General features: G+C 54.7%; 24 protein-coding genes. 12 read left to right on the forward strand and 12 right to left on the reverse strand.

The annotated features are described in order from the left end of the window. Positions 1-92 precede the first annotated feature (92 nt). The 5 genes from GOX75_RS04840 (at position 93) to GOX75_RS04860 (ending at position 4,869) form a co-directional block, all read left to right on the forward strand. The gene (locus GOX75_RS04840; RefSeq protein ID WP_171121450.1) at positions 93-881 is read left to right on the forward strand and encodes an ABC transporter ATP-binding protein; all 789 of its coding nucleotides are present in this window, start codon (positions 93-95) and stop codon (positions 879-881) included. After that, on the forward strand, positions 878-1,708 hold the full coding sequence (locus GOX75_RS04845) for an ABC transporter ATP-binding protein (RefSeq protein WP_171121451.1): 831 nt from the start codon (positions 878-880) through the stop codon (positions 1,706-1,708). Before GOX75_RS04840 ends, GOX75_RS04845 begins: the two co-directional genes overlap by 4 nt. A 427-nt stretch (positions 1,709-2,135) precedes the next feature. Further along, entirely contained in the window at positions 2,136-3,146 is a 1,011-nt protein-coding gene (locus tag GOX75_RS04850) for a branched-chain amino acid ABC transporter permease (RefSeq protein WP_171121452.1), read from the forward strand. Then, positions 3,143-4,456 (forward strand): branched-chain amino acid ABC transporter permease, encoded by a 1,314-nt coding sequence (locus GOX75_RS04855; RefSeq protein ID WP_171121453.1) that lies wholly within the window; start codon positions 3,143-3,145, stop codon positions 4,454-4,456. Before GOX75_RS04850 ends, GOX75_RS04855 begins: the two co-directional genes overlap by 4 nt. 140 nt (positions 4,457-4,596) lie before the next feature. Beyond that, positions 4,597-4,869: a hypothetical protein gene (locus GOX75_RS04860; RefSeq protein ID WP_254428763.1), complete on the forward strand. Its 273-nt coding sequence runs from the start codon at positions 4,597-4,599 to the stop codon at positions 4,867-4,869. A gap of 45 nt (positions 4,870-4,914) precedes the next feature. On the opposite strand, the gene GOX75_RS04865 is transcribed toward GOX75_RS04860, so the two are convergent. Next, entirely contained in the window at positions 4,915-6,456 is a 1,542-nt protein-coding gene (locus tag GOX75_RS04865) for a helicase HerA-like domain-containing protein (RefSeq protein ID WP_171121454.1), read from the reverse strand. Positions 6,457-6,891: 435 nt separating this feature from the next. Here GOX75_RS04865 and GOX75_RS04870 point away from each other — a divergent pair, with 435 nt between their 5' ends. Continuing rightward, positions 6,892-7,485, forward strand: coding sequence for an invasion associated locus B family protein (locus GOX75_RS04870; RefSeq protein WP_171121455.1), 594 nt, complete (start codon positions 6,892-6,894; stop codon positions 7,483-7,485). 57 nt (positions 7,486-7,542) lie between these two features. Here GOX75_RS04870 and GOX75_RS04875 read toward each other — a convergent pair whose 3' ends face one another. Genes GOX75_RS04875 through GOX75_RS04890 form a run of 4 tightly spaced genes read right to left on the reverse strand, consistent with a single transcriptional unit; the run spans position 7,543 to position 11,779 of the window. After that, positions 7,543-8,751, reverse strand: coding sequence for a beta-ketoacyl synthase (locus tag GOX75_RS04875; protein ID WP_171121456.1), 1,209 nt, complete (start codon positions 8,749-8,751; stop codon positions 7,543-7,545). Between the two features lie 9 nt (positions 8,752-8,760). Further along, entirely contained in the window at positions 8,761-9,018 is a 258-nt protein-coding gene (locus GOX75_RS04880; RefSeq protein WP_171121457.1) for an acyl carrier protein, read from the reverse strand. 32 nt (positions 9,019-9,050) lie between these two features. Then, positions 9,051-10,142, reverse strand: a complete 1,092-nt coding sequence (gene lpxD / locus GOX75_RS04885; RefSeq protein ID WP_171121458.1) for a UDP-3-O-(3-hydroxymyristoyl)glucosamine N-acyltransferase — start codon at positions 10,140-10,142, stop codon at positions 9,051-9,053. Positions 10,143-10,177: 35 nt separating this feature from the next. Next, a complete protein-coding gene (locus GOX75_RS04890) occupies positions 10,178-11,779 on the reverse strand; it encodes a murein L,D-transpeptidase (RefSeq protein WP_171121459.1) in 1,602 nt (533 codons plus the stop codon). Positions 11,780-12,135: 356 nt separating this feature from the next. On the opposite strand from GOX75_RS04890, the gene GOX75_RS04895 reads away from it, so the two are divergent. Further along, positions 12,136-12,705, forward strand: coding sequence for a DUF882 domain-containing protein (locus GOX75_RS04895; RefSeq protein WP_171121460.1), 570 nt, complete (start codon positions 12,136-12,138; stop codon positions 12,703-12,705). Between the two features lie 587 nt (positions 12,706-13,292). Here GOX75_RS04895 and GOX75_RS20310 read toward each other — a convergent pair. After that, positions 13,293-13,511, reverse strand: a complete 219-nt coding sequence (locus GOX75_RS20310) for a GDCCVxC domain-containing (seleno)protein (RefSeq protein WP_254428764.1) — start codon at positions 13,509-13,511, stop codon at positions 13,293-13,295. Between the two features lie 4 nt (positions 13,512-13,515). Beyond that, a complete protein-coding gene (locus GOX75_RS04900) occupies positions 13,516-13,839 on the reverse strand; it encodes a hypothetical protein (RefSeq protein ID WP_170527115.1) in 324 nt (107 codons plus the stop codon). A 99-nt stretch (positions 13,840-13,938) separates the two neighbouring features. Here GOX75_RS04900 and GOX75_RS04905 point away from each other — a divergent pair, with 99 nt between their 5' ends. The 3 genes from GOX75_RS04905 to GOX75_RS04915 all read left to right on the forward strand — a co-directional run bounded on the left by GOX75_RS04905 (position 13,939) and on the right by GOX75_RS04915 (position 16,488). Next, the gene (locus GOX75_RS04905) at positions 13,939-14,337 is read left to right on the forward strand and encodes a MerR family transcriptional regulator (RefSeq protein ID WP_170527113.1); all 399 of its coding nucleotides are present in this window, start codon (positions 13,939-13,941) and stop codon (positions 14,335-14,337) included. A gap of 103 nt (positions 14,338-14,440) precedes the next feature. Then, positions 14,441-15,844, forward strand: a complete 1,404-nt coding sequence (locus GOX75_RS04910; RefSeq protein WP_170527111.1) for a sensor histidine kinase — start codon at positions 14,441-14,443, stop codon at positions 15,842-15,844. Next, a complete protein-coding gene (locus GOX75_RS04915; RefSeq protein ID WP_170527109.1) occupies positions 15,841-16,488 on the forward strand; it encodes a response regulator transcription factor in 648 nt (215 codons plus the stop codon). Before GOX75_RS04910 ends, GOX75_RS04915 begins: the two co-directional genes overlap by 4 nt. A gap of 75 nt (positions 16,489-16,563) precedes the next feature. Here GOX75_RS04915 and GOX75_RS20230 read toward each other — a convergent pair whose 3' ends face one another. Both GOX75_RS20230 and GOX75_RS04925 read right to left on the reverse strand, forming a co-directional pair. Continuing rightward, a complete protein-coding gene (locus GOX75_RS20230; protein WP_174825815.1) occupies positions 16,564-17,388 on the reverse strand; it encodes a hypothetical protein in 825 nt (274 codons plus the stop codon). A gap of 158 nt (positions 17,389-17,546) precedes the next feature. Then, positions 17,547-18,428, reverse strand: a complete 882-nt coding sequence (locus GOX75_RS04925) for a cation diffusion facilitator family transporter (RefSeq protein WP_170527107.1) — start codon at positions 18,426-18,428, stop codon at positions 17,547-17,549. A gap of 234 nt (positions 18,429-18,662) precedes the next feature. Here GOX75_RS04925 and GOX75_RS04930 point away from each other — a divergent pair, with 234 nt between their 5' ends. Beyond that, on the forward strand, positions 18,663-19,361 hold the full coding sequence (locus GOX75_RS04930) for a hypothetical protein (RefSeq protein ID WP_170527105.1): 699 nt from the start codon (positions 18,663-18,665) through the stop codon (positions 19,359-19,361). Positions 19,362-19,705: 344 nt separating this feature from the next. Here the strand turns inward: GOX75_RS04930 and GOX75_RS04935 are convergent, their stop codons facing one another. Together GOX75_RS04935 and GOX75_RS04940 are read right to left on the reverse strand one after the other, a co-directional pair. Next, positions 19,706-21,808 carry a DUF1214 domain-containing protein gene (locus GOX75_RS04935; protein ID WP_171121461.1) on the reverse strand — a complete coding sequence of 701 codons (2,103 nt, stop codon included), beginning with the start codon at positions 21,806-21,808 and terminating at the stop codon, positions 19,706-19,708. A 53-nt stretch (positions 21,809-21,861) separates the two neighbouring features. After that, positions 21,862-23,373 carry a DUF1214 domain-containing protein gene (locus GOX75_RS04940; RefSeq protein ID WP_217354419.1) on the reverse strand — a complete coding sequence of 504 codons (1,512 nt, stop codon included), beginning with the start codon at positions 23,371-23,373 and terminating at the stop codon, positions 21,862-21,864. Between the two features lie 92 nt (positions 23,374-23,465). Between GOX75_RS04940 and GOX75_RS04945 the strand changes: the two genes are divergently transcribed. Next, positions 23,466-24,488, forward strand: coding sequence for an AraC family transcriptional regulator (locus GOX75_RS04945; RefSeq protein ID WP_170527101.1), 1,023 nt, complete (start codon positions 23,466-23,468; stop codon positions 24,486-24,488). Between the two features lie 219 nt (positions 24,489-24,707). On the opposite strand, the gene GOX75_RS04950 is transcribed toward GOX75_RS04945, so the two are convergent. Continuing rightward, on the reverse strand, positions 24,708-26,093 hold the full coding sequence (locus GOX75_RS04950; RefSeq protein WP_170527099.1) for a transposase: 1,386 nt from the start codon (positions 26,091-26,093) through the stop codon (positions 24,708-24,710). Positions 26,094-26,315: the final 222 nt, after the last annotated feature.

Genomic DNA, 26,315 nt, shown 5'->3' on the forward strand with positions numbered 1-26,315 from the left:
GCCTTGTGTCCGGGCTGTTTCAATGAAAAAAGGCCGCACCCCGGCAAACGGGGATGGGACAACAACGCCGAAAACGGCGGCTAGGGGAAAAGATGATCGTCGTCGAAGACGTGCACAAGCATTTCGGCGGGTTTCATGCGGTGGACGGGGCATCGCTGGAAATCCAAAAGGGCTCGATCACCGGTCTGATTGGGCCGAACGGGGCCGGAAAAACCACTCTGTTCAACGTGATCGCGGGCGTTCTGCCGCCGACCAGCGGCAAGGTTCATATGGACGGTGAGGACATCACCGGCCTGCCCCCGCATGAGCTGTTCCACAAAGGCCTGCTGCGCACGTTCCAGATCGCGCATGAGTTTTCCTCGATGTCGTGCCGTGAAAACCTGATGATGGTGCCCGGCGCGCAATCGGGTGAATCGCTTTGGAACACATGGTTTGGGCGCAAACGCATCGCTGACGAGGAACGCGCGCTGCGCGCCAAGGCCGATGAGGTGCTGGAGTTCCTGACCATCGAACATCTGGCCGATCACAAGGCCGGTCAGGTCTCGGGCGGGCAAAAAAAACTGCTGGAACTGGGTCGCACCATGATGGTCGACGCCAAGATCGTCTTTCTGGACGAGGTTGGTGCAGGCGTGAACCGTACCCTGCTGATGACCATCGCCGACACGATCCTGCGCCTGAACAAGGAACGCGGCTATACCTTCGTGGTTATTGAGCATGACATGGATTTCATCGGCAAAATCTGCGACCCGGTCATCTGTATGGCCGAGGGCAAGGTGCTGGCCGAAGGTACCTTGGATGAGATCAAAGCGAATGAGCACGTGATCGAAGCCTATCTAGGCACCGGCCTGAAGAACAAAGACAAGCTGGAGGCCGGGGCGTGAGCGACAATCCTTATCACGACGACAAGGGCAACAAGGACGCCTCGATCACCAACACGCATGGCGTCGGCACGATGACCCCCGCCCATCGCAAAAGCGGTGAAACGCATAAGGTCGAGGGCGGCCCCTTCCTGATCGGCGACACGATGACCGGTGGTTACGGCAAAGGGCCAGACATCCTGCACGATTGCACCATCGCCGTCGACAAAGGCGAGATTGCGGTGATCGTCGGCCCTAATGGCGCGGGCAAATCGACCGCGATGAAGGCTGTATTCGGCATGCTAGACGTCCGCGCCGGAGCTGTTCGACTGGACGGCGAAGACATCACCAAACTGTCGCCGCAGGACCGGGTGATCAAGGGGATGGGCTTTGTTCCGCAGACGTCGAACATCTTCACCTCAATGACGGTGGAGGAGAACCTTGAGATGGGTGCCTTCATCCGCCGCGACGATATCAGCCAGACGATGGAGCAGGTCTATGACCTATTCCCCATCTTGCGCGATAAACGCAATCAGGCAGCCGGAGAGCTATCGGGCGGCCAACGCCAACAGGTCGCCGTGGGCCGCGCGCTGATGACTCAGCCCAAGGTGCTGATGCTGGACGAACCCACCGCCGGGGTCTCGCCCATCGTGATGGATGAGCTGTTTGACCGGGTCATCGAGGTTTCTCGCACCGGGCTGCCGATCCTGATGGTCGAACAGAACGCCCGTCAGGCGCTGGAGATCGCGGACAAGGGATATGTGCTGGTTCAGGGGCGGAACGCCTATACCGGCACGGGCAAGGAACTGCTGGCCGATCCCGAAGTGCGCAAGAGCTTCTTGGGGGGGTGAGGATGCGATTTTCATTCACGCTGCTAATTGCGTGGCTTCTCCAATCTTCTACCCTTTTTGCTGCCTTGGATCAAACAGGATATCGCGCAAACTGCACTATTTATTCCGCGTGTGAGGACGAAGTTTGTGTGGGCGTAACAGTGCCACTTTACTCTCTTACTCTGATCCGTGAAGGAGAAGCATACTTTCTGATAGGCAATGCAAGCGAGCGTCGAAAACTCGGGCTTTTCGAAGACCCGATCAATGCAACAAGTTACCTTAACGAGAACCCAAGACCTGATTTTTCGACCGTCGTGATACCAAACAATGAAATCGCCGATGGATTTGGCCTGAACTTTATCCCACTAGTTCGCAGTAGAGACCTTGTTGTCATGTCTAATCGGATCACGAAATTTACTTGTACCACTATTGGAGATGGGCTGTACTAATGGACTTCCTCAACGCCCTTGTGGCGCTCTCCAACTTCGTTCTTGTTCCCGCAATCGCCTATGGCAGTCAGTTGGCGCTGGGGGCGCTGGGGGTGACACTGATCTATGGCATCCTGCGGTTCTCGAATTTTGCTCATGGCGACACAATGGCCTTTGGCGCGATGATTGCTGTGTTGGTAACTTGGGGTCTGCAAGCGGCAGGCGTCAGTTTCGGGCCGCTGCCGACCGCTCTGCTTGCCCTGCCCTTTGCCATACTGGGCTGTATCTTTCTGGTTCTGGTCACCGACCGACTGGTTTACAGGTTCTACCGCGAACAAAAGGCCAAGCCGGTCATTCTGGTAATCGTGTCGATGGGCGTGATGTTCATCATGAACGGGATCGTGCGATTCATCATCGGTCCTGATGATCAACGCTTCTCGGACGGCGCGCGGTTCATCGTCTCGGCTCGTGACTTCAAAGCGATGACCGGGCTACGTGAAGGGCTGGCGATCAAGACCTCTCAGGGCATTACCGTGGTTGTTGCGGTTGTCGCCGTGGTGCTGTTGTTCTGGTTCTTGAACAAGACACGCACCGGCAAGTCGATGCGCGCCTATTCCGATAACGAGGATTTGGCGCTGCTGTCCGGCATCAACCCAGAACGCGTGGTGATGATCACATGGATCATTGTCGCGGCGCTGGCGACTACGGCGGGTGTGCTCTATGGTCTCGACAAAAGCTTCAAACCCTTCGTCTATTTCCAGCTTCTGCTGCCGATCTTCGCCTCGGCCATTGTCGGCGGTCTTGGCAACCCGATTGGTGCCATCGCGGGCGGGTTCATCATCGCGTTTTCCGAAGTCACCATCACCTATGCGTGGAAAAAGGTGCTGACCTATCTAGCACCCGAAGGTCTAGAGCCCTCGGGCCTCGTCCAGTTCCTATCCACCGATTACAAATTCGCCGTCAGTTTCGTGATCCTGCTGATCGTGCTTCTGTTTAAGCCCACGGGCCTGTTCAAGGGGAAAGCGGTATGACCGAGTCCGTCAAAAACACGCTGCTTTTCATTGCGGTCGGCTCTCTGATCCTGCTGACAGGATTCACGCAAAGCTGGAACTCGGCCATTTTGATCCTGAACATGGGGCTGATCTCGGCGATCATGGCGATCGGGGTGAACCTGCAATGGGGCTTTGCGGGCCTGTTCAATGTAGGCGTTATGGGATTTGTCGCGCTGGGCGGATTGGCTGTGGTACTGATCTCAACCCCGCCCACGCCGGGCGCTTGGTCGGCCGGGGGGTACGGTATTCTGCTAGCCCTGCTTTTGGGTGCCGCGACAGTGGTCGCAGCCGTGCTTGTCGCCACGCGAATGCCAAAGGGACGGATGCAAACCCTGTCTATCATCGGTATTCTCATCGCCGGGTTCTTTATCTATCGCGCGGTGTTCGATCCCAGCATCGCCGCGGTCGAGGCGATTGATCCCGCAGTCGCAGGCAATATCGGCGGTTTGAACCTGCCGGTTCTGTTGGCATGGCCTGCGGGCGGCTTGCTGGCAGCGGGCGCGGCCTGGTTGATCGGGAAAACTGCGCTGGGCCTGCGGTCAGACTATCTGGCGATTGCGACGCTGGGTATCGCCGAGATCATCATCGCCGTCATGAAGAACGAAGACTGGCTGGCTCGTGGCGTCAAGAATGTCTACGGCATCCCGCGCCCCGCCCCAGTGGTGGGTTATGAGGTCGAGTTGCAGGCCGATCCCGGCTTTATCGCCCGCGCCGAATGGCTGGGGCTTGATCCCGTCACGGCCTCGACCCTTTCGGTCAAGCTGGGCTATTCGTTGCTGTTCACAATCGTCCTGCTGGCGCTGCTATGGATGGCGCAAATGGCGCTAAAAAGCCCATGGGGTCGGATGATGCGCGCCATTCGCGACAACGAAGTCGCGGCCGAAGCAATGGGCAAGGACGTCACCCGCCGCCACTTGCAAATCTTCGTTTTGGGGTCGGCGATCTGCGGCATTGCTGGCGCGATGATGACCACGCTTGACGGCCAGTTGACGCCCGGCACCTACAATCCGCTGCGGTTTACATTCCTTGTTTGGGTCATGGTAATTGTCGGCGGGTCCGGCAACAATTTCGGCGCAGTTTTGGGGGCTTTCCTGATCTGGTTCCTGTGGGTCCAGGTCGAGCCGATTGGCTTGTGGATGATGAACCTGATTACGGCAGGAATGCCGGACGGCAGCGCGCTTAAGGCACACCTGATTGAAAGTGCCGCTCATATGCGGCTGTTCACTATGGGTCTAATCCTTCTCATCGTGCTCAGGTTCAGCCCACGAGGATTGATACCCGAAAAATAGACTGACCCAAGGTTAAGTTTCAAACCGCGCCAAGTGTTTGGCGCGGTTTGTTGATTTCAGCGTATCGCTTGTTTACACGATAGGTGACCGCAGTGCTTCAGGCCGGTGTTCCTCTCACCCTGGATAACGCGGACGGCCTGATGAGTATGAAAAGAGTTCACATGAAAACCTTGATCACCAAAACAGTTCTTTTTCTACCGCTTGTCGCAGGTTTGTCGGGATGTATTCCGTCACCCGAAGACGTCGAAAGCGCACCGGTGAAAGTTCAAACCCCCAAGGGCGAAGTCACCTGCCAGCTTTATCGCCTGGACCGGGTAATCTGGGATCGCGCCACTGACTTCCCGGCTGACAAGATGTCGGTGCCAGAGGCGGACGCCTACTGTAAGCAGGAAGGCCAGCGCCGCCTGAAGTGATCCGGCTGGCTGCGCGCTGAACCAAATTGGTCCGGCGCGCGGCCCCTAATTGTTTTTAAACAATCCACCAAGGATACCGCGAACAATGCGGCGTCCGGTGGTGCCTTTCAGCTCTTTGATGACCGCCTCGCTCATCGCCGACGTAAACGTATCCCTTTTGCGGGTGACGCGGGACGAGGACCGCCCCACCCTGCTGCCGGAATAGCGTCGCGCTGTCGAAAATTCACGTTCGGCCACGGATTGAGTTTCTTCGTGTTCTTCGGCCTCAGCAGCGGCTGCGGCGGCGGCCGAAGCACGGGATTTCAAAATCTCGAAGGCGGACTCTCGGTCTTGCAGCGCATCATATTTTGCTTTCATCGGGGACGTATCCATCACGGCCTGACGCTCGGCCGCAGTTACCGGGCCAAGCTGCGAGCCCGGCGGTCTGATCAAAGTACGTTCGACAATACCCGGCACGCCCTTTTTCTGAAGCATCGAAGTAACGGCTTCGCCAACCCCGACTTCACGGATTGCGGCCTCGGTATCAAAGGCCGGGTTTTCGCGATATGTCTCGGCTGCAAGGCGCAGGTTCTTCCTGTCCCGCGCCGTAAAAGCGCGCAGTGCATGCTGAATCCGGTTTCCGAGCTGACCAAGAATATCTTCTGGGATATCTGCGGGGTTCTGAGAAATGAAATAAACACCAACCCCCTTCGAACGGATCAGGCGCGCAACCTGTTCGACCTTGTCCACCAAAACTTTTGGGGCGTCTTCAAAAAGCAGGTGCGCCTCATCAAAGAAAAACACCAACTTTGGCTTATCCGGATCGCCGACTTCGGGCAGCTCTTCGAACAGTTCACTAAGCAGCCACAAAAGGAACGTCGCATAAAGACGCGGCGCACCCATCAGCTTGTCCGAGGCAAGGATATTCACGACGCCCTGCCCGTTTTCGTCAACGCGCATCAAATCCGCAAGTTCCAAAGCTGGCTCGCCGAACAGGTTGGTGCCACCTTGGTTTTCAAGAACCAAGAGGCGTCGCTGAATGGCCCCTATCGAAGCCGTCGAAACATTGCCAAAGCGTAAGGACAACTGCGTTCGATTTTCACCGATCCAAACCAGCAGCGATTGCAGATCCTTAAGGTCCAGCAGCGGCAACCCTTCTTCGTCCGCCACACGAAAGGCGATGTTCAAAATACCTTCCTGTGCCTCGCTCAGATCCATCAGACGAGACAGAAGAAGCGGCCCCATCTCAGTTACGGTTGTACGGACGGGATGCCCTTGTTTGCCAAACAGATCCCAAAAGGCGACAGGGCACGCCGCATAAGAATAATCTGTGAAGCCAATTCTTTCGGCGCGTTCGTGAAAAGACTTGTGCAGTTTATGCGTTTCACTACCCGCCTTGGCCAACCCGGACAGATCACCCTTAACATCGGACAAAAACACCGGAACACCTGCCTGCGAAAATCCCTCGGCAAGAATTTGCAATGTCACCGTTTTTCCGGTTCCAGTCGCACCAGCGATCAATCCATGCCGATTGGCATATTTCAACGTCAATGATTGAGGCTGGCCATACTCGTCACCCGCGCCACCTAAAAAAATACCATTTTCCATATGATTATGGTCCCAATATCCACCGATCTGACGGCAGCATACAAATTTAATATTTAACTGCGATAGTCTATTCGTTTTCTCCGCAGTGAGAGGTGCGAGGCAACGATCTTCCTCCCTGTCGACTGGCCGCGCTTTCGGGCGCGGCTTTTTTTAAGATTGCGACCTATGTCATTAAATTTTCAGGTTTGCAGTTGACCGATGCGCTCCCCTCTCGTAACGTCTGCGCATAACTAAGTCGGCCAGTCCGACGGGGAGAAAATTCAGTTGAAGGGAGCCGCTCCACCGGCTCCCTTCTTCGTTGGAAAAAGCCCCGAAAATCGCGGCAAACCGGCAAGATTCCGATCACTTCCCTGCATTTTGAAAGCTTAATGCCTGACACCCTGCCACAAGGATGTTAGACCGGGCAAAAAGCTTAACCAATCTGCCGAGGCGTTCATGTTCAAGAAACTTCTCTCACTCAACATTGTTGGCGCCGTGCTTCTATCAGGCGCGGTTGCTGCTCAGGAAACTCAATCCGGTGAATCTCAACCGGCGCAAGCAGACAGTGGTCTTGATCTGGGTCAGTCCGGGCCGCGTGTCGGCGAACAGTTCATCAAGGAAAAGTCAGGCGACTGGGAGGTTTCCTGCATCAAGGCCGAAGAGGGCAATGACCCCTGCGCCTTGGTCCAGATCCTGAACGGTCAGCAGGGTGAACCTATTGCCGAAGTCACCATTGGTAAATTGCCCGCTGGTGGAGCTGCCGCTGCATGGGCCAGTGTGATCGTTCCCCTTGAAACCCTGCTTCAGGCGCAGCTTGCCCTGTCAATCGACGGAGCACCGCGCAAACTCTACAATTACCACCACTGTGTTCCTGTCGGCTGCGTTGCCCAACTTGGGTTGAGCCAAGGCGATGTCGACGCAATGAAAGCAGGCAGCAAAGCGGTTCTGTCGCTGGTTCCGGCCCGTTTTCCGGATCAGGTTCTGTCAATGGACATGTCGCTTGCGGGATTCACGTCGGGGTTTGACAGCCTGACGGCACAGCAAAACTAAGAACGGCAGACAAAGGCGGCTGAAGAAATAGTCGCCTTTCTTTTCCGCCCGACGTGCTTAGACACGTTTCAGCGCCAAAACCGCATTCAGGCCGCCAAAGGCAAACGCATTGCTCAGCGCCACATCCACTTTGGCATCGCGCGCGTCATTTGGCACCACGTCCAAGGCGCACTCGGGATCAGGTTCTTCATAGCCTATGGTTGGCGCGATCACCCCGTCGCGCAAAGCCATTATGCAGGCCAGCAACTCAACAGCTCCGGTTCCTCCAATCAAGTGACCGTGCATCGACTTGGTGGACGAGATCATCAACTCGTCCGCATGCGGCCCAAAGACATCAGCAACGGCAGCACATTCGGTTTTGTCGTTGGCTGCCGTCCCCGTGCCGTGCGCATTGATATAACCTACCTGATCTGCGTTCAGCCCCGCATCGGCCAACGCACCCGACATGGCCCGCGCCGCGCCCTGCTTGCTGGGCATCACGATATCAGAGGCATCAGATGACATCGCGAAGCCGACGACCTCGCACAATATGTCCGCACCACGGGCGCGCGCGTGTTCATATTCCTCGAACACAAAAACTCCAGCGCCTTCACCCTGAACCATTCCATTCCGGTTCGCGCTGAACGGGCGGCAGGCGTCCTTGGACATGACACGCAGTCCCTCCCACGCTTTGACGCCGCCAAAGCAGAGCATGGATTCCGAACCACCGGTCAGCATCGTTGGCGCAGCGCCGCTGCGCACCATCTGAAATGCTAGCGCCATAGCGTGGTTCGAGGACGCACAGGCCGTCGAAACAGTAAAACTTGGCCCCTTGAGGTTATGTTCCATCGACACATGGCTGGCAGCAGCATTATTCATCAATTTGGGCACGACGAACGGGTGAACCCGGTTCTTTCCATCCTCATAGACTGAGCGATAATTGTCGTCCCACGTCGAAACGCCCCCTCCGGCCGTGCCCAGCACAACACCGGACCGCGCGGCCAGATCACCGTGAAACTCGATACCGGATTGTTCGATTGCTTCCTTAGCAGCCGTCAGCGTGAACTGCGTGAACCGATCGTACAGGGTCATTTGCTGTCGGTTAAACCGGCCCTCGGCCTCGAACCCCCGGACCTGACCACCGATTTTGATGGCCAACCTCTCAACGTCGCGGAACTCCAGTTCGGAAATCCCACAGCGGCCCTCACGCATTGCTTCAAGTGTGGCGGGAACGGAGTGGCCCAGCGAATTGATCGTCCCGGCCCCGGTAATGACAACGCGTTTCATGATCTTGTGTCAGACCTTTTCCGACACAAGTTTTTCGATGCCGGAAATGATCGCTGCCACGTTCGAGATGTCGAAATCACTTGCCGTGGGTTCGTTGGCATTGAATGGAACGGTGATATCGAACTCTTCCTCGATGGCGAAAATGCTTTCCACCAGACCAAGGCTGTCGATTCCAAGATCCTCGAGCGTACTTTCGGGCGTCACATCCGAAGGTTCCAACACGGCCTGTTCGGCGATGATGGCGATGACGCGTTCGGTGATGCTCATGTCGAACCTCTGATTGTCCCGTTGAGGGTGATTTAATCGTTCGGAGCCTGTTTGAAAACAGCCTTTTTGAGCGCCTCTACGTCACGCGCCATGCGTGGAAGGCGGCGCTGGGCTTTGTACATGTCCGTATGCGTTTCCATCTTTACGCCCGGATACCCCATAATCACACGCCCGGCCGGCACATTGGAAAGGATTTTCGTACCCCCACCTGCGATCACACCGTCGCCGATAAAAATGTTATCGGCCACACCGGTTTGACCGCCAAGAACCACGTTATTGCCGATCTCGACCGAACCTGAGACGCCTGTTTGTCCGCAAAGTAGGCAATCTTTACCAACACGCGTGTTGTGGCCGACATGCACTAGATTATCCAATTTCGAGCCATCACCGATATACGTGTTTCGGATTGTGCCGTTATCGACCGTGCAATTTGCGCCGACTTCGACATCGTCCCCGATTTCAACCGCGCCAAGCGAGTGGATACGCAACCAACTTTGCGCCCGCGCATCGCCCTGGTAACCCAACGTTTTACGCACGTTTTCTACGCCTGACACCTCGGGCGTAACAAAGCTAAACCCGTCGCCACCAATCCGGGCACCCGGTTGCGCAATGAAACGATGGCCGATTTGGGCTCGGGCGCCGATGCTGACAATCTCGCGCAGCAACGCGTTCTCACCCAAGACGGCATCCATTCCGATCACACAATGCGCGCCAATCACGGCCCCTTTGCCGATCTTTGCGCGCGCGCCAATCACCGCCAATGGACCAATCGAAACGCCGTCGGCCAATTCTGCCGTTGGGTCAACCACCGCCGAGGGGTGAATGCCAGGCGCAACACCCTGCCCCGGATCAAGCATCGAAGTGATCCCGGCCATGGCCATTCTGGGACGAGCAACAAAAATAGCAGCCTTCAGGCCCAATGCCCGCCAATCGGCCCCTGCCCACAGAACCGCCGCCTGCGCGTTCCCCGCACCAAGAGCGTCGGCATATTTTGGCGACATGGCCATTGCCAAATCCAAAGGCCCCGCATCACCGGGTTCTGCTGCGCGCTCAATGGCAAGATCACCTTCGCCCTGGTATTCAGCACCCAGGGCTTCGGCGATTTGTAGAATTGTGTACTGCATGTCGGGCTTCCCGGAACTAGGACTTAACCCGGTGATTACCCCTGAACGTCCGGCAGGGCTACCCCTGCTTTCTGGAGCGCCTCCCAGATTTTCCGGTCGCGGTCGTAGACATCACGCCGATACTGCACCTCACCCTTCGGGCCGATATAGGCCGTTCGATAGATCAGATGAACCGGCACGTGTTGCTCCAACGGCACCGTGGTCTCTTTTCCGGTGGCAAGAATGCGATGGAAGAACGCCTTGGGGTCTTCTTCCTGTTTGGCCAGAAGCGCATAGGCAAACTCGAACGGTTGAGCCAGACGAATACACCCGTGCGAGAACGCCCGAACCTCACGCGCGAACAGAGATTTCTGAGGCGTATCATGCAGATAGATATTGTATTGATTTGGGAACATGAACTTTACCAGCCCCAAAGCGTTACTTTGGCTCGGCGGCTGTCGCATGGCAAACGGAAAGTTGCGAGCGTTGAATTGGGTAAAGTCCACGGCCCCCCGGTTCACTTGCCGACCACTGCGGTCGGTGATGTGAATATGCCCAACAGCATTAGGGTTGGACTGCAGCTTTGGCAGGTATTCCTTGGTGATAATCGAACGTGGCACGTACCAACTGGGGTTGATAACCATATGCTCCATTTCGTCCGAAAATTCAGGGCTGCGCCGATCATGAGTGTTCTTACCGATCACCGTCCGGGTTTCGAATGAGACCAAGCCATCATCAACAATCTTGGCAGAAAAATCCGCCTGATTGACAAGGATATGCCGCGCGCCCCGCTCTTTCGGCAACCAGCGTTCACGCTCGAGCGCCACATATACGGACTTCAGGCGGTCAGATGCCGTCCGGTTCAACTCTGAGATTGTTCCTTGACCGGCCACCCCATCCGCAGCAAGGCCATGATCGGATTGAAACCTCTTTACAGCATCCAGCAACGCATCGTCGAATTCAGGGCTTGCCGTGGACTTCAAATACCCCATGGAAATCAAACGATTGCGCAGTTTAATTACATTCGGCCCCGTGTCACCGTATTCCAGCTTATCCGAGGGAACGCCCGCCCCCCAGCCGCCTTGTCGAATAAGGTTTTCAAGCGCGATCTTCTGCTTCATCAGCGCGCGGTACTGTGCGTTTTGCGGGGTAAGCAGATCAAAATACGCGGCATCGTGATCCACCAAGCCCTGCAGATGCTGGGCGGCTGTCCGGCGTTCGACCTTGCGCACCAGCCCGTCGTCAATCTGGGATGGGCGTAAGGCGCCCGAGTACATGTCATTGGCGTAGGCGACGAAAGCACGGCTCAGCGACATTTCGACCGCACCTAGATCGCGCTGGGTTTGCGCGTCCTGCATCTGAGCCAGCAAACCCTGCACGTCGTAAGCGCCCTGTGGCAAACCGTGCATGTCAACGCTGGACAGTGCGCGGATCAAACCTGACCTGCGCGCCTGATGTGCGGCCGAATTGCCAACCCAAACCGGAGAAAACCCGTTAGAGCGGTAAAAATCGGACATTCCAGAGCCTGAGGGCAGAAATTCGGCAACGGACATCTGAAACGCGGTCGCGGGTTTGGAATCGGTGTTCGCCATCGCCGCAGACGCCGCAATGCAGGCTGCGAATATGAAACCAGATGGCGCACGTAAAAATGCTCGCATGGGATGACCCTGATTATTCAATAACTTGGACGCTTTTTCAGTTCACGTCGAACAAATATGATTGCGGGTCAGACCGCTTGTCCATTCACAAATGCATCACTTCAAATCTTCTTTTTGGCCGTGATGCGCGTTTGCATCGTCAAGGGACCAGCATGACCCATCTGCTTAAAGACTATACCGAAATGCATCATCTGCGCAAAAAACTGCCGAAAATTCCCCCTTGAATAGATGAGTATGAAAGACTTCTTGGCGGTCTTTCGCGTCTGTGCCATAAATTCGGCATCTGGGATGGGAAAAAATTAAGAACGCGCGCGTAACATCGTGTGCAGGCAGGAACAGTACGGGACGAAACTATAATGACTACGAGCAGTACTTCGGGCTTGACCCGGCGTGCCCTATTGGGCGCATTCGCAGCTACGGCAGTTGTCGCGGCACCGACTTATTCCAATGCAGCAGGATTTCTCCGCGGCGGTGGCGACATTCGCCGTATTCGCATGTATTCGGGTCGCACCGGTGAACGGATCGACATGATCTACTGGGTCGACGGCAAATACATCAAGGATGCCGTCAAGGAAGTGAACCACTTCATGCGTGATTGGCGCACCGATCAGGTCAAACCTATGGATCTGCGCACCATCGACATCATGGCTGCCTCTCACAATCTCCTGAATGTTGACGAGCCTTATATGCTGCTGTCGGGTTATCGCTCGCCGCAGACAAACGCGATGTTGCGGTCACGGTCGCGTCGCGTTGCCAAGAACTCATTGCACATGAAAGGTCAGGCTGCTGACCTGCGCCTATCGTCCCGTTCAGTCTCGCAAATGGCCAAGGCCGCAATGTCCTGCCGGGCCGGTGGCGTTGGCAAATATTCCCGCTCGAATTTCGTCCACATGGATTGCGGTGAAATCCGAAGCTGGGGCGGCTAATAACAACCCACCCCCCAAAACACAGAGCGCCCACGGGCGCTTTTTGTTTTTCTGGAAGGTCTGACGACGGGCGCAATACCGACAAATGCAGAATTGCGACGTCAGGATAGATAAACTGATCGGATGATTATGGCGCACCTGAGAGGATTCGAACCTCTGGCCTCTGCCTTCGGAGGGCAGGTTATAGGCACCTACCGTTCGATTGGGGTCGCTTAACCATTTGTTATTAATAACTATCGGGTCCAGTCGGGTTTAAGCGAATCTAAGCGGATTGTTTGCAAAGTTCACAAATTTGTATGTAAATGCGAAAAAAGAGGCCCGCCGGGCAAGACCCTATAGGTAAATGTTGAAAGAGGCTGAGAGTTCAGCATCTTTCCTTTTGTGCTCAGAATGAGAAGTTCGAAAATTGGCGCCAATTTTCAGACGTTCGATTTTGGTGCAGCGAAGGACCGCTTCGAGCCCACTTTGACCGATGCTGCGCGATGCCCCAACTACAGAAATGCGCAGAAACCAGACTTTGCAAACTTTGGTGGACGAGCCAACACGGACAATCAACATCTTTCTCGGATGTCGCGGTTGCGTCCCGCTTATCCACAACGGCAGTCACCTAACTGAATTGGCGGACATGGGACAGTTGCGTAGGAGCAAAAAACACAGCAATCGCCTTCTAAAGGCTTCAAAACTGACTTGCATGATTTGCATTCATAAAACCACTGGCATGAGTCAGTTGGCATTTTCTCAGTTTCAACGTGCCCACACCGAGGGCAGGTCAATGTGCTATCGAGCACCACAGTTTGTTTTGTCATTGTCTCACATCTGCATGATTAGATAATCGTTGATTTCAGCCTCATTGAACACGATGACCCATGCCAACGCGGTAATCGCCGTGCTTCCGACAAGCCACCATTTCAGATTTGCTAACGTCCCGTTTCGATGCGCTACGAACCACGAAACCGCAACCAGCGCTGTTGAGATGGCGAGAACATAGTAGCTTGCTGCCGCTATTTTTCCGAATATCGCCAACCAACTGCCACCCAAGCCGAGCAACATCATGGCCATTGGAAGAACACAGCATGTCGCGACCCCCAGAGCTGAAACCGATCCCAGGTAGCTAAGAGTCACATATTTTTTCATCTTTCGCTCCCTGGGTAGGCGATTTGATTGTGTTGAGGCGCCAGCATTCAGTGCGTATAACTCCTGTAGCAACTACAGGATCAAGTGGAGGCACTTCACATGATTGCGATAGGTGAGGCTTCCCGGCAATCCGGGGTCGGAATAGAAACCATCCGCTACTACGAACGCGAAGGTATCGTACCAAAACCCGCGCGAGCTCTGAACAATCGTCGCCTCTATTCAGCAAACGATGTGGGTAGACTTCGGTTTTTGAAGAAATGCCGCGACCTGGGGTTTCCTCTCTCAGACGCAAAGGCGCTTTTGGAGCTGTCAGAAGGAAGTGCCGAAGACTGCCGGTCAGTGAAAGAACTGGCCGAGGCACACATTGCCAGCGTTCGAAGCAAAGTTGATGAGCTCAAACGCCTGGAGCACGCTCTGAGTGAGCTTACGGCCAATTGTGATAGCGGAAATGTTCAATGCCCGATGCTGCAAAGACTGAGAACGATGGATGATACCTGACTCCGGCCACTATGAGGAAGCTCAGGACCCGAGATTTAGCCAGATCACGTCAGACCAAGGTCTGTGGTGCGATAACAGATTGTAGTTCATAGTCGATTTCACGATGAGAGAGAAAGTAACTGACCTGACGATTGGCAATTGGTCGCTGTCGCGAGTCTTTCTTGCAGCCAGCATTTTAGTGATGGGCATTGCTACCGCAATCGTCGGGGTCTGGGTGTCAAATCAAATCCAGAACGCAGTCGTGCAAAACTCCGCCAACTCTGCCGCGCTATATATGGAAAGCGTAGTATCCCCACTCAGTCAGGAATTGGCACATGGCGACCGCCTCTCAGACCAGGCGAGCCTGGCGTTGGACGAGATTTTCATGACCCAGCCAATGCGTGACCGTATCGTTTCCTACAAATTCTGGAAGCAAGGCGGTGTGATTGCGCATGCCTCGGATACAGACATCATTGGAAACCGTTTCAATCCAACGGATGATCTAAGGCGGGCGTGGAACGGTGACATCTCCGGCTCTTTCGAAGAGCTTGATCATGCCGAGAGCGCCGCCGAGGCGGCATTGGGGATACCACTGCTTGAAGTTTACAGCCCCATCCGCGAACTCTGGTCCGGCGAAATCATCGCAGTTGCGGAGTTTTACGAAAGAGCCGACCAGCTTGAATTAGACTTAGCCAAGGCCAGACGAACAAGTTGGTTGGTCGTCGGTTCCGCATTTCTGGCATGTACGATTGTTTTGTATTCCATCGTTGCAATTGGCGACAAAACAATTCGACGACAGGGGACTCTTCTTAAACAGCGGTTGAAAGAAAGTGAGAGGATGGCTGAGCAGAATGCGCTGCTGCGCTCGCGTGTGGTCGAGGCGTCAGAAAGATATGCCACGCAAACAGATCGGTTCCTTAAGAAACTCGGTGCCGAGCTACATGACGGTCCTGCGCAGTACCTGTCGCTCGCGGCACTAAGACTGGAGGCGGCGTTTTCCAAAGAGGCCGAAAGGCCTAAAGAGGCAGAGGAAATTCAGCAGTCTTTGCAAAAATCTCTGGCTGAAATTCGTGCAATTTCGCGAGGGCTGTCCGCGCCGGATATCGACAACCTGGCGCTCGTCGATGTCGTGAAGAGAGCCGTAGAGGATCACACCGAACATAGCCCGTTGCGACCGGATATTTCATTCCTGGGTAGCCAGGCGCCAGAGTTGTCATTGTCCGACAAGCTATGCATTTTTCGGTTCCTTCAGGAGACGCTTTCCAATGCCGCGAGATATGCTCCAGCTTCCAAGTGCACTGTTATCTCTGAGGCGCAGAACGGCCGCATAGTTGTGAAGGTCACAGACGACGGACCAGGATTTGACAGGTCAGAAGAAACCGCGTTGCGAGACGATGGTGGCCAGGGGCTTATGGGATTGCGAGATCGGGTCGAGAGTATTGGTGGCAGGTTCGAAGTCGCATCGAGACCGGGCGAAGGTACGACCATTGCTATGACACTCTTTCCCAGAAAGTTAGGTACATCATGACTACATCTGTCGTAATAGCTGATGATCACCCGATATTCAGGGATGGTTTGCAACGAACGTTGGATGAAGCTGATGGCTTCGAAGTTTTGGCCGCTGGGTCCAACGCTGAAGAGGCCGTATTGCTGGTCGGCACGCATCAGCCGGACATAGCTATTCTTGACCTCTCTATGCCTGGTGGTGGGATAAGCGCGACACGTAAAATTGCGGCAATGGCGAATCCACCCGCTATTGCAATTTTGACGGTCTCAGAGAACAGCAGCGATGTCGCGGACGCATTGGAGGCGGGCGCGATTGGGTACATTGTGAAGGGCGTAACCGCGAGTGAACTAACCGCTTCCTTACGCAGCATCGCCGCAGGTGAAGGTTTCGTTTCTCCCGGCTTGGCCTCGCGAGTATTGCTGCAAATCAATGCTGACAGTGGCATGTCTGTTAACGGCAGCATTCTCGATGACCTTACGCATCGTGAAGAAGAAATACTTAGACGTGTTGCCAAAGGACTGAGTAACCGTGAAATCGCTGACGAGTTAGACCTTCAGGAAAAAACCGTGAAGCATTACATGACTGCAATCCTGTCCAAGCTTCATGCGCGCAATCGGGTAGAGGCCGCGCTTATTGCACATGATGTTTGGAACAAGGGAGATTAACAGCGGTCTCTTTGACGACGTTGGCGGCCCGTCACAAAGAGAAGCCGCCAACCTATCATCGACTGAAGTTACTGTTCAGTTAGCAACCGACTGTAGCCTCCGGCGATCAGAGGCCGTTGCGTTTCTCTCGACAACAGTCCGGTTGTACGGGTCTTTCAACTCGTAGCGCCCAAACTCGATCTCCTCTTTCCACCCATTGGCATAGTTCACTTCGATATTGTTGCCTTGGATTTCCACTTTCGTGGGCCGACTTCCAGCAGCGCCGCCTTGCCCTGAAGAGCGGACGTTGTCGATTGAGATACCATTCGCCAATGACCGAAGCCTTGAGACGTCAGCACCGGTCGCGGGGCGCTCCTCAACAGTTCGGTTCTGCGCATTCTTTCTCTCATACCGCCCGTTTTCGATCTCCTCCTTAGTTCCGTCGGCGTAACGTACTTCAATGCCGCTGGCGTTTGTCTCGACCTTTGTTATCCCAGCCGAACCCGATGGCTTGCCCCCCGCTTGAGACCGATCCGTCTTTCCGCTGCCTCCATTGGAGCGTTTGGAGTCATCATCATCGTCGTGACCACTTTTGCCTGATCCCGAATTGTCGTCACGGTCATCACCCCTGTCGTCGTCGCGATCATCGTCTCTATCGTCATCACGATCATCATCCCGGTCATCGTCTCGGCCGCTACTACTCGACCCCGAGTTGTCGCTGCGGTCATCATCTCTGTCGTCGTCACGATCATCGTCGCGACCATCCCCGTCGCTTCCACTGCCGCTCTTGGCAAAGGCATATGACGGTTCAAAGTGTAGGCGACCATCGGCGTCGAACGCTGGCACATAAGGCGTCGCCGCGATCAACGAAGCCAACGTCGCTGTACTAAGAAGTTGACCCAGATTTCTTTGAATTTTCATTTTCGCCTCCAATTCTGATCATCACGCTTCGTGACATTGAAGACAGGTTATTTCTGGTCCGGCTTTCTCACATCGGCCTTAGGTCTGACGAATTTCAAGCCGAACGTCTTAGTCTGATCAGTCAATCCAAGAGAGTTTTGCTGAGCCATCTGACCAGTTCAGTGGGAACTAACCCCGTCACCCTTCAACTCGTCATCAGGTTCGAGGTGAATGACAAAGACCGAACCCGGATACAAACGATCCAATTCTTCCTCGATGTCATTGCATATATCGTGCGCTGCACTGACTGGCATGGTGCCGTCCACAACAAGGTGAAACTCCACGAAGATGACATTTGCGGATCTGCGCCCTTTGAGGTCGTGGTATTCCAAGGCTGCGCCGAGATTTGCTTCGATTGCGTTGGAAACAGCCTGCAAGTCATGATCCGAAAGGGTCACATCCATCAGGCCATCGACAGACGCCCGAATAACCTTCCAGCCCTCCCACAAGATGTTCAGCGCAACAAGAATTGCAAGGATCGGATCGAGGATCAGCCAGCCGGTGACAAGAGCAAGTATCAGACCTACGACTACACCAACTGAAGTCATTACATCTGTGAAAATGTGCTGGGAGCTTGCCTCCAATGCAGGCGACCCCTCGCGCCTTCCGGTTTTGAGCAACAAGTAGGCCCATGCGCCATTCACCCCCGTTGCAACGATATTGATGGCGATTCCAAGCAACGGCGCATCCTCAAGATGCAGGTTTGGGATTGCCAGCACAGCTTCTCTGATGATCAAGAACGCCGCCAACACAATTAGTACGCCCTCGACGACGGCAGAAAGATACTCGGCTTTTTTGTGACCAAAGGGGTGGTTTTCATCAGGGGGTTTATTGGCGACCCGAACTGCTAAGTATGCCAGCAACGCCGCAACGACATTCACGGTAGATTCCATTGCGTCCGACAACAACGCCACCGAGCCTGTCAGCCACCAAGCCAACAGTTTTAGGGCCAGTACCGCAATGGATATCGGAATGGACCAAAGAGCGATTTTTTGTGTCATTCCATCACGACCCTTAGTCAATCGTTACAAATGATCCTGGGAACAGGTGAGCGACCGTACTTAACACGTAAGACAGGAGTTGGGTAATAATGAATAGGGCCACACGGTCGGTCATGCACGACCGGCTGTAGTGAATGGCTCCAGCACCATAGTGCCATACATCCGTTACTTGGATGGACCTGATGGTTACATATAGCTAGCATCTGTGATCAAACAGCACGAGGGGAGACACACATGTCGAAGTTCACCAACAGAAAAACTGCTCATGGGTTTTTTGCACTCGTAATCTGCTGTATCGCGGCGACTGCACACGCGCAATCGGCAGGCGAGGAGATGTCGTTTTTCATCACTAGTGTGGGCAAGGGGGACGGTGCAAATCTAGGCGGTCTCGAGGGCGCCGATGCTCATTGCAATGCGCTTGCTTCCGCGACCGGTTCTACCAAGACTTTTGCGGCCTATCTGAGCACCTCAATGTCCATTGATCGCAGCACCGACCCGATGACAATCACCAATGGCGTTTCTGCTCGCGACCGGATCGGATCGGGTCCGTGGTACAATGCCAACGGAGAGCTCATCGCCAACAACGTTGAGGACCTGCACACCAACAGCGTGAACATTAACCTACAGTCCGCGCTCGACGAAAATGGTAACCCTGTCAATGGGCGTGGCAGTCAGCCAAACAAACACGACATTCTGACCGGCTCCGATTCCGCGGGATACTTCTCGACGGCAGGAGGCGACACGACGTGCAGCAACTGGACTTCGAATAGTGAAGATGGATCTGCGATTGTCGGGCACCATGATCGTGTAGGTCTCAACGATGCTCGAAACATGATATCCTGGAACTCATCGCACGGCTCGCGCGGTTGCGGAGAGGAACATCTGCCACGTTCTGGCGGGGCGGGTCTGTTTTATTGCTTCGCAACTGACTGATCGGGCAGCATTGGCACGCGTATCGCCCGTATTGAACCTGATATTTCCAAGTCAGGTTTGGTTATCGCGCTTTGGAAGCGGTTTTTGGGCGGAAATAGCCTAAATGCCGCTTCGTTGCGAGTCTGCTAAACTGCAAAACTTGGTTGAAAAGGTCCGCTTTGGGCTGAGACCGGTCCTCAACAACCATTGAGCCTACGGCAACTTTGTCCGCATTGCAGTCATTGAGTGGAATTGAGCGAACGTCTGCCTCGAGCCCAAAGCGGCCGGTTTTGGAGACGCCCCAATTTCTTGGAGCGTCCATGTTCGCCATAAGACATTTGCTCGTCTAGCCTAAACTTCCAAGACTACTCCACGAGTTCCAAATCACCGGGCCGCCAGCTTTTGTCGAACCATGGTTCAAGCGGCCCGTAAAGGCGCATCATAACATTGAAGCTTCGACCGGGAACTGTTTGCGCCCAGTTGTTTTCCCAACCTTCCGGCGCTTCCGGTCCAAAATAGATGCTGAAGCTACCATCGTCGTTCGGCTTTATTCCGGGCCGGTTGGAGTCGATCCCTCCGGATTGTTGGTCTGTTTCCAAGATCGAACGAGTCTGCCCACTATAGAGCATGAATGACGCAAAGTTCTTGGCAGGGACCGGCGCGGGAAGCGTTACCTTATAGGTCTTTGAACCATCCAGATACTCCCCATCTTTGTCGCGGGCCGTCATTGCATACACCGACCCGGTGCCAACCGGCGGCGCAGTCATTGCAGGTGTGATACCTGTCGCCATGTAAAAGAAGTATGTCCGATCATCCAGAATACGCGCGCCATCCTCAAGGAACAGATAGCTCTGGCGTTGGAACGGCGAGTTCCATTGACGATCTTCATAGAAGTACACCCCCGGATCCCGTGAGGCATATGTGATCGCACGCGCTGTCGCGTTTGCGATGGCTGCTGCTTCTTTGAAGATTCCCTTCATTCTGGCGTCCGGTTCGAACGGTTCGCCTTTTTTGATGCCAATGGAAGCAAATGTCCCAACAATTTCTGGATCAAAAGCGCCGACCGGATTGTTATCCAAGGCTACATGAATCTCCTCGAAGAAGTCTTCGTTGTTGGCATGGACTGTGTTGTGCTGAACGCCGGAGATATTGATGAAGTTCTCCGATGGCGGATTGTCGGCTGCGCTGAGCGGATAGATGTTCAGCCCTGCCTTGATCTCTGCAACTGGTCCTGTTGTGTCACCATCTGCCCCGGGGGAGCGACGCAGCAGCAACCAGTGTTCATTTGTTCTTGTACGAAGTTCAAAATATCCTTCTGGCACTGCAGTTTCATCGTCGTGATGCATCAACAGGTATTTCCCGCCTTCGCCTTTGTCTGCACCAAGCGCGCCAATGTCTGCGACGTAGTCGAACCCTGCGTCGTCCAACAGGCCCAACATGCCAGCGGGCACCTCTATGACCATAGGACCTTCGGAGATATCAACGTTGGAACCAACGTAAATAGTCGTTGTATTAGGCGTCAGCCAGATTGATCTGGCATCCAGAAGATTTTCTGCAATGACGACATCATTGGGTTGTGCGCCTACATCTTCATAGCCTTGAAACATTCCACGCAGAGACGCGATTTTCATGCCATCAAGAAAAGCAGTCGTTGCGCGCATCAAGTCCAGATTGTCGAAGACTTTCTCAACCGTATCTGGTGAAGGCATGCCATCGAAAAACTCAAGTGTGCCAAGTGTCTCTGTTTTCACTCTGTCCGGTGTCAAAACGTTTTGCGGTACGATTGCGGCGAACTCTCTGTCTGATTGTGGAGGCAATGCAACTTGTTCGTTTGCGCCCTCGTTTTGTTGAATCATATCTTCGTTCAGCAAAACGAACTCCACGCGCCGGTTCAGCGCGCGTCCTTCCTCGGACAAGTTCGAGGCAACAGGCGCGATTGGACCTGCTCCCATGGCGACCAGACGTTCCGCCGCGACGTTGTAGGGTTCGCCCATCAGTGCATTGCGTACGGCCGCAGCACGGCGCTCAGCGAGGTCAATGTTGTATGCAAAGTCACCCACCGAGTCCGTATGGCCCACGATCGCCAGTCGCATTTCAGGCAGCGTCGCCATCGCGCTGGCAACTTTGAACAACACCTCGGGTGACGTGCCGGTTAGCGCGTCACTGTCGGTCTCAAAAAAACCGCCGCTCATTGAGACGCGACCATCTTCGCGCAGAGCGGACACAACCGCTTCATCTGTCAGTTCACCGACCGCTCGTGCTCTTTCTTGGCCAAATTGTTGCGCCTTAAGCGGTCCCGTGTTGACTGCGAGTGCAATCGCAATCGCTGTCATACAAGTCTTAATGTTTCTCATTTTGAAACTCCCATTTTCATTGCCTTTATGCGCTTGTCGCGACTTGGCACTTTGGTGTTTGTTGTGGAGAGACGGTGTCCCGAGGCATACACCGCCTCTCCAATTACTGACCAATTGGTTTGTGCCAATACCGGTCAGTGTCCGAATTCAATTGCGAAAAGTTTCAGCTACTCGACCTTCTTGAGATCTCCGAGCATCCAGCCGCTTTCCAGCCAGCCCTCTTCAGGGCCGTAGAGGCGGAACAGGAGGAAGTAGGGCTCGGTGGTTGGGATCCAGTTGCTTTCCATGCCCTCTGGCGCTTCAGGCCCGAAGTAGATGTCGTAAGAACCATCTTCGTTTGCTTGCATCGTGTCGGTGTCGCGCTCGGAAAGTCCCACAGGATCGACGTCGCGGATGAAACTCTTGGTCTCCATCGAATAGACAATGACTGACCAGAAATCCTCGGCGGGTGTGTCCGCTGGCACGTTCAGCTTGTAAGTCTGATTGTGGTCATACATCTCGCCTTCGCTGTCGCGCAGACCAGTTAGGTAGAACGTCCCGCCGCCAAGTTGTTTCGGCAAATAGGTAATCCAGAAGTAGCTGCCGCCGGCACGGGCATCGACAAGCACTTCGGTTTCAGTTTCGTAAGGAAACCCAAGCTCGGCCTGACCCTCTGCAAAGTCCCAGATAAGCCATTGGCTTTTCATGTCGCCGTTTTCGTCCACCCATAGCGGCAACATCGCTTTGCCTGGCGTCACAAAATAATGCTGCATGGATGCATAAGCCAGCAACAGACCTTCCTCCATTGCCTTCACCTGAAGTTCGGTTGGCTCGAACGGCTTACCCTTCTCAATCCCGAGATCCTTCAGAAAGTTCACCATGACTTTGTCTTGAGGACGGATTGGGTTGTTCTGGACGTAGTCGTTTAGGTCCTGAAAGAAGGTTTCGTTGTAGTACGGCAGGGAGTCGTAGGGAACCTCAGAGGCTTCATGATAGGTGTTCGGTGGTGGGTTGTCGGCTTCTGACAGGTAGTAGACTTTTATCGTCTGTGCGTATTCAGCCGCGTCCGCATCAGTCGCGCCGTTGGTCAGCTTTGGGCGGAATGAAAACCCGTATTCGTAAGTGTCTGTCTCGAACGGCAAGTATCCCGCGTCAGTCAGTTCCTCGATTGACATGTCGCCATCATAGTCGGGTGGCAGCATGAGATATTTACCACCTTCTCCTTCGTCGAACCCGTCCGGACCAACATCGGCAATCGGGACATCCCAGGCGTTTACAATCGTACCGAAGTAATTGACCTTGTCTGTTGCTGCCGGAACTTCGATCACCAAAGGCCCGGGCTCAGATGTCATGGACGCCCATGCGTAAGCTGTTACATCATTGGCCGTCAGAAACCCGTGTTTGGAGTCGAACGGTTTGTTGAGATACACAATGTCGTTGTAATCCCCGCCCAGATCTCGGCGAATACCTTTCAGGAAGTCGATCATGCCTGCAGCAGGCATGCCCCAAATCGCGGTTTGCGTCGCGCGCTGCACCATTATTTTGTATTCGATGTCTTCAACCTGCGCCGAGCGCGCGAGAATGTCGCCCGTGTCGTTAAATTCCTGCGCCTCGACCTGAGCAGCGGCGCCGCCGACGCAAATGGCCGCAACTAAACACTTGGTCGATAAGTCTGTGAACAATGTGCCCATCTGTTTCATTCGTGACTACTCCCTTGAGGTTTTCGCGAGACTTGCACATCCGAAACGCAGATGCGTATCATTTCACGACAGGCGCATTTCCGGAGAACTCAATGGCACTGCCACCGATGATTTCAGCGAAGGCGCTTGGTGCGATGCCGCAGTTTGTCCATGAGGTCGCTGGAGAAAAAAGATTAGCGAAGGCCATGGATGTCGCTGACCTTCCATATCACTTTATCGAAGAACGGTCGGGATACATTTCCGAGCATTCGCTGGCGACATTCGTCGAGGAGGCGGTTCGATTGGCGGGCCATCAAAACATTGGCTTGCTTTGGTCTCCTTACCTAACGGTCGCAGACTACGGGCTTTGGGGAGAGTATGTCCTGTCCGCGCCTACGTTGGGTAACGCGCTACGTCGCGCAACATCGGTTATGCCTTTGCACTCATCAGTTGATCGTGCATGGCTGGAAGCCTCTGGCCGACGTTCGCGCTATTGCTACAAATTCGGAATGCCGGAGCACCCCGCTTACGCCGATATAGCTTTTTCCGCGATCGGCGTTTTCCTAAGTATTTTTCGCGAGTACCTAGGTAAGGAATGGACGCCTACGGCAGTTCTCTTGGATTTTGCAAAAGTACCGAACTCGGTCGAAGTCGAAGACACATATGGGTGTCCCATAGTTTGGAACGCACCAAGGTTGGGTGTGGAATTCGAAAGCTCATTGCTTTTGGTCGAGAACAGAAGGCAATATCGCGTTCGCGGTTTTGTGACGGTTGACGATGTTGCGAGGGAACGCGTCGGCGGACCACCTGAAACAATAGCTGGTCGGGTTGCCGCAATAGCCCGACAGCAACTCCACCACAAAGAAATCTCGGTTGATGCAACCGCTCGCGCACTCGGGCTTGGTGTTCGCGCTCTTCAAAGGAAGCTCGAGGAAGAAGGCGCGCAATTCCGTCGCATAGTAACCGATGTTCGCGTAAGCCGGGCGAAAGAGTTACTTTCATTGCAGTCTGGCACCATCGCCGATATTGCTACTGCGCTTGGATACGAGACAGCCAACAACTTCAGCCGTGCATTTAAGACCGCCACTGGTGTCTCGCCATCTGAGCACCGAATTCTTGGGCGCGATAGGTTCTAAACCTTCTGAAACCGCTCCAGTACCACCGACTGCTTCGTCCGCAGAGCGGTCATTGAGACGGAGCGCAGCGAACGACCGCTCTGAGCCCAATGTTGCCGTTAATTAGAATTGTGCGCGAAGCTCCGCAGCGAAAGACTGTTAAGAGCCGATTCTGTGGAAAAACAACGTGTTGCTGGCGCAGAAAGTGGGCGTGTGAATGCGAAGCGAGCGCCTTTCGGGTCAGGCTTTGCGCCTTTTCTGCGGTGCGGGAAAGATCTTTGCCAGCTTGCGGAGGTTCTGGGCGGTGGCGGCGAGGAGGAATTCGTCATTTGCACCGCATGGTCCACGTAATCGGAGGCGGCCAAGACCAAGAATGCGTTTGAGATGAGCGAAGAGCATCTCGACCTTCTTCCTGAGTTTCATCGAGATGTCGTATTGCTTGGTCTTGGCGATGTCGCGTGCGACCTGACGGGCGTCTTCGTGCTCCTCACGGGTGATCTTCCGCGCATCGGCGTTCGGACAGCATTTGGCTTTGGATGGGCAGATCTGACAGACTTCTTTCAAGGCGCGATAACGCGCCGTGCCCTTGCCAGTCGGCCCCCTGTTCGGGTCTGAGTAGTTACGGCGGAACTGCTTCAGGGCGTGACCTTCGGGACAGACATATTGATCGTTTTCGGCGTCCCATTCGAAGTCGGCGCGGGTCCATGTTCCATCGTTGCGCCCGGACTTGTCGAAGACCGGGATGTGCGGTGCGATCTTGCGATCGACCAACCAGCCCAGGAGCGGCCCGGTGCCATAGGCGGTGTCCGCGATCAGGCGTTCGGGATGCAGATCGAACTTGTCCTCTACCCGGTCCAGCATGGTCTTGGTTGATCCGACCTCAGCTTGTCGGATGGACCGTGTGGCCTCGACATCAACGATGACGCCATGGTCGGTGTCGATCAGATAATTGTCAGAATAGCTGAAGAAAGCAGGCCCCTTACGCGCTGCCGTCCATTGGCTCGCAGGGTCAGAATGCGAGGTGAACTTGGGCTGCACCTCACTCGCAGCTCCAAAAGCCGCCTCATCCAGAGTGCTAAGATACTCGCGGACCGCACGAGGCGCATCTTCTGGATCGATGGTTGATGCATCCCATTCTTCTTTTGGCGTTGAGTTCTGTTTGTTTGCATCGGCTTCGATCAGGCTGGCATCAATTGCCATGCGCTGGCCGCTGACCAGACCTTCCGCGATGCAGCGCGCCACAGTCGTCTCGAAAAGGTGGCGCAGCAGTTCGCTCTCGCGGAAGCGTCCATGCCGGTTCTTGGAGAAAGTCGAGTGATCCGGGATACGCTCATTCAGATCGAGGCGGCAGAACCATCGATATGCCAGGTTCAGATGCACCTCTTCGCACAGCCGCCGCTCGGAGCGGATGCCGAAGCAATAGCCGACCAGCAGCATCCGGATCAGCAGTTCAGGATCGACCGATGGACGACCGGTGTGGCTGTAAAAATCCGCGAGATGCACTCGAATGCTGCTCAAATCAACAAAGCGATCAATCGACCGAAGCAAGTGATCTTGGGGAATGTGGTTTTCCAATGAGAACTCATAGAACAGCGACGATTGCGCTTCCTGCCTCGGTCCCATCATCGCCAATCCTCCCGCCCCTTGGAAGAATTGAATCAGCAGTTCATGCGTCGATCAAGGAAGAGTTTTTCAACAAAATAAGCCCGAAGTGGACATGCGCTGGTTAGTAAGCTGTGTGGTATTGCTCGTCTATGAAACGTCGCATAATCGCAGTTCTTGCCGCCGATATAGGCAACCCTATTGTTATTGTTGGGTCGGGGTCGACCGGCTCGCGGCGAGTGTTGG

It is taken from the genome of Ruegeria sp. HKCCD7251 (assembly GCF_013031165.1).
Classification (GTDB): Bacteria; Pseudomonadota; Alphaproteobacteria; order Rhodobacterales; family Rhodobacteraceae; genus Ruegeria.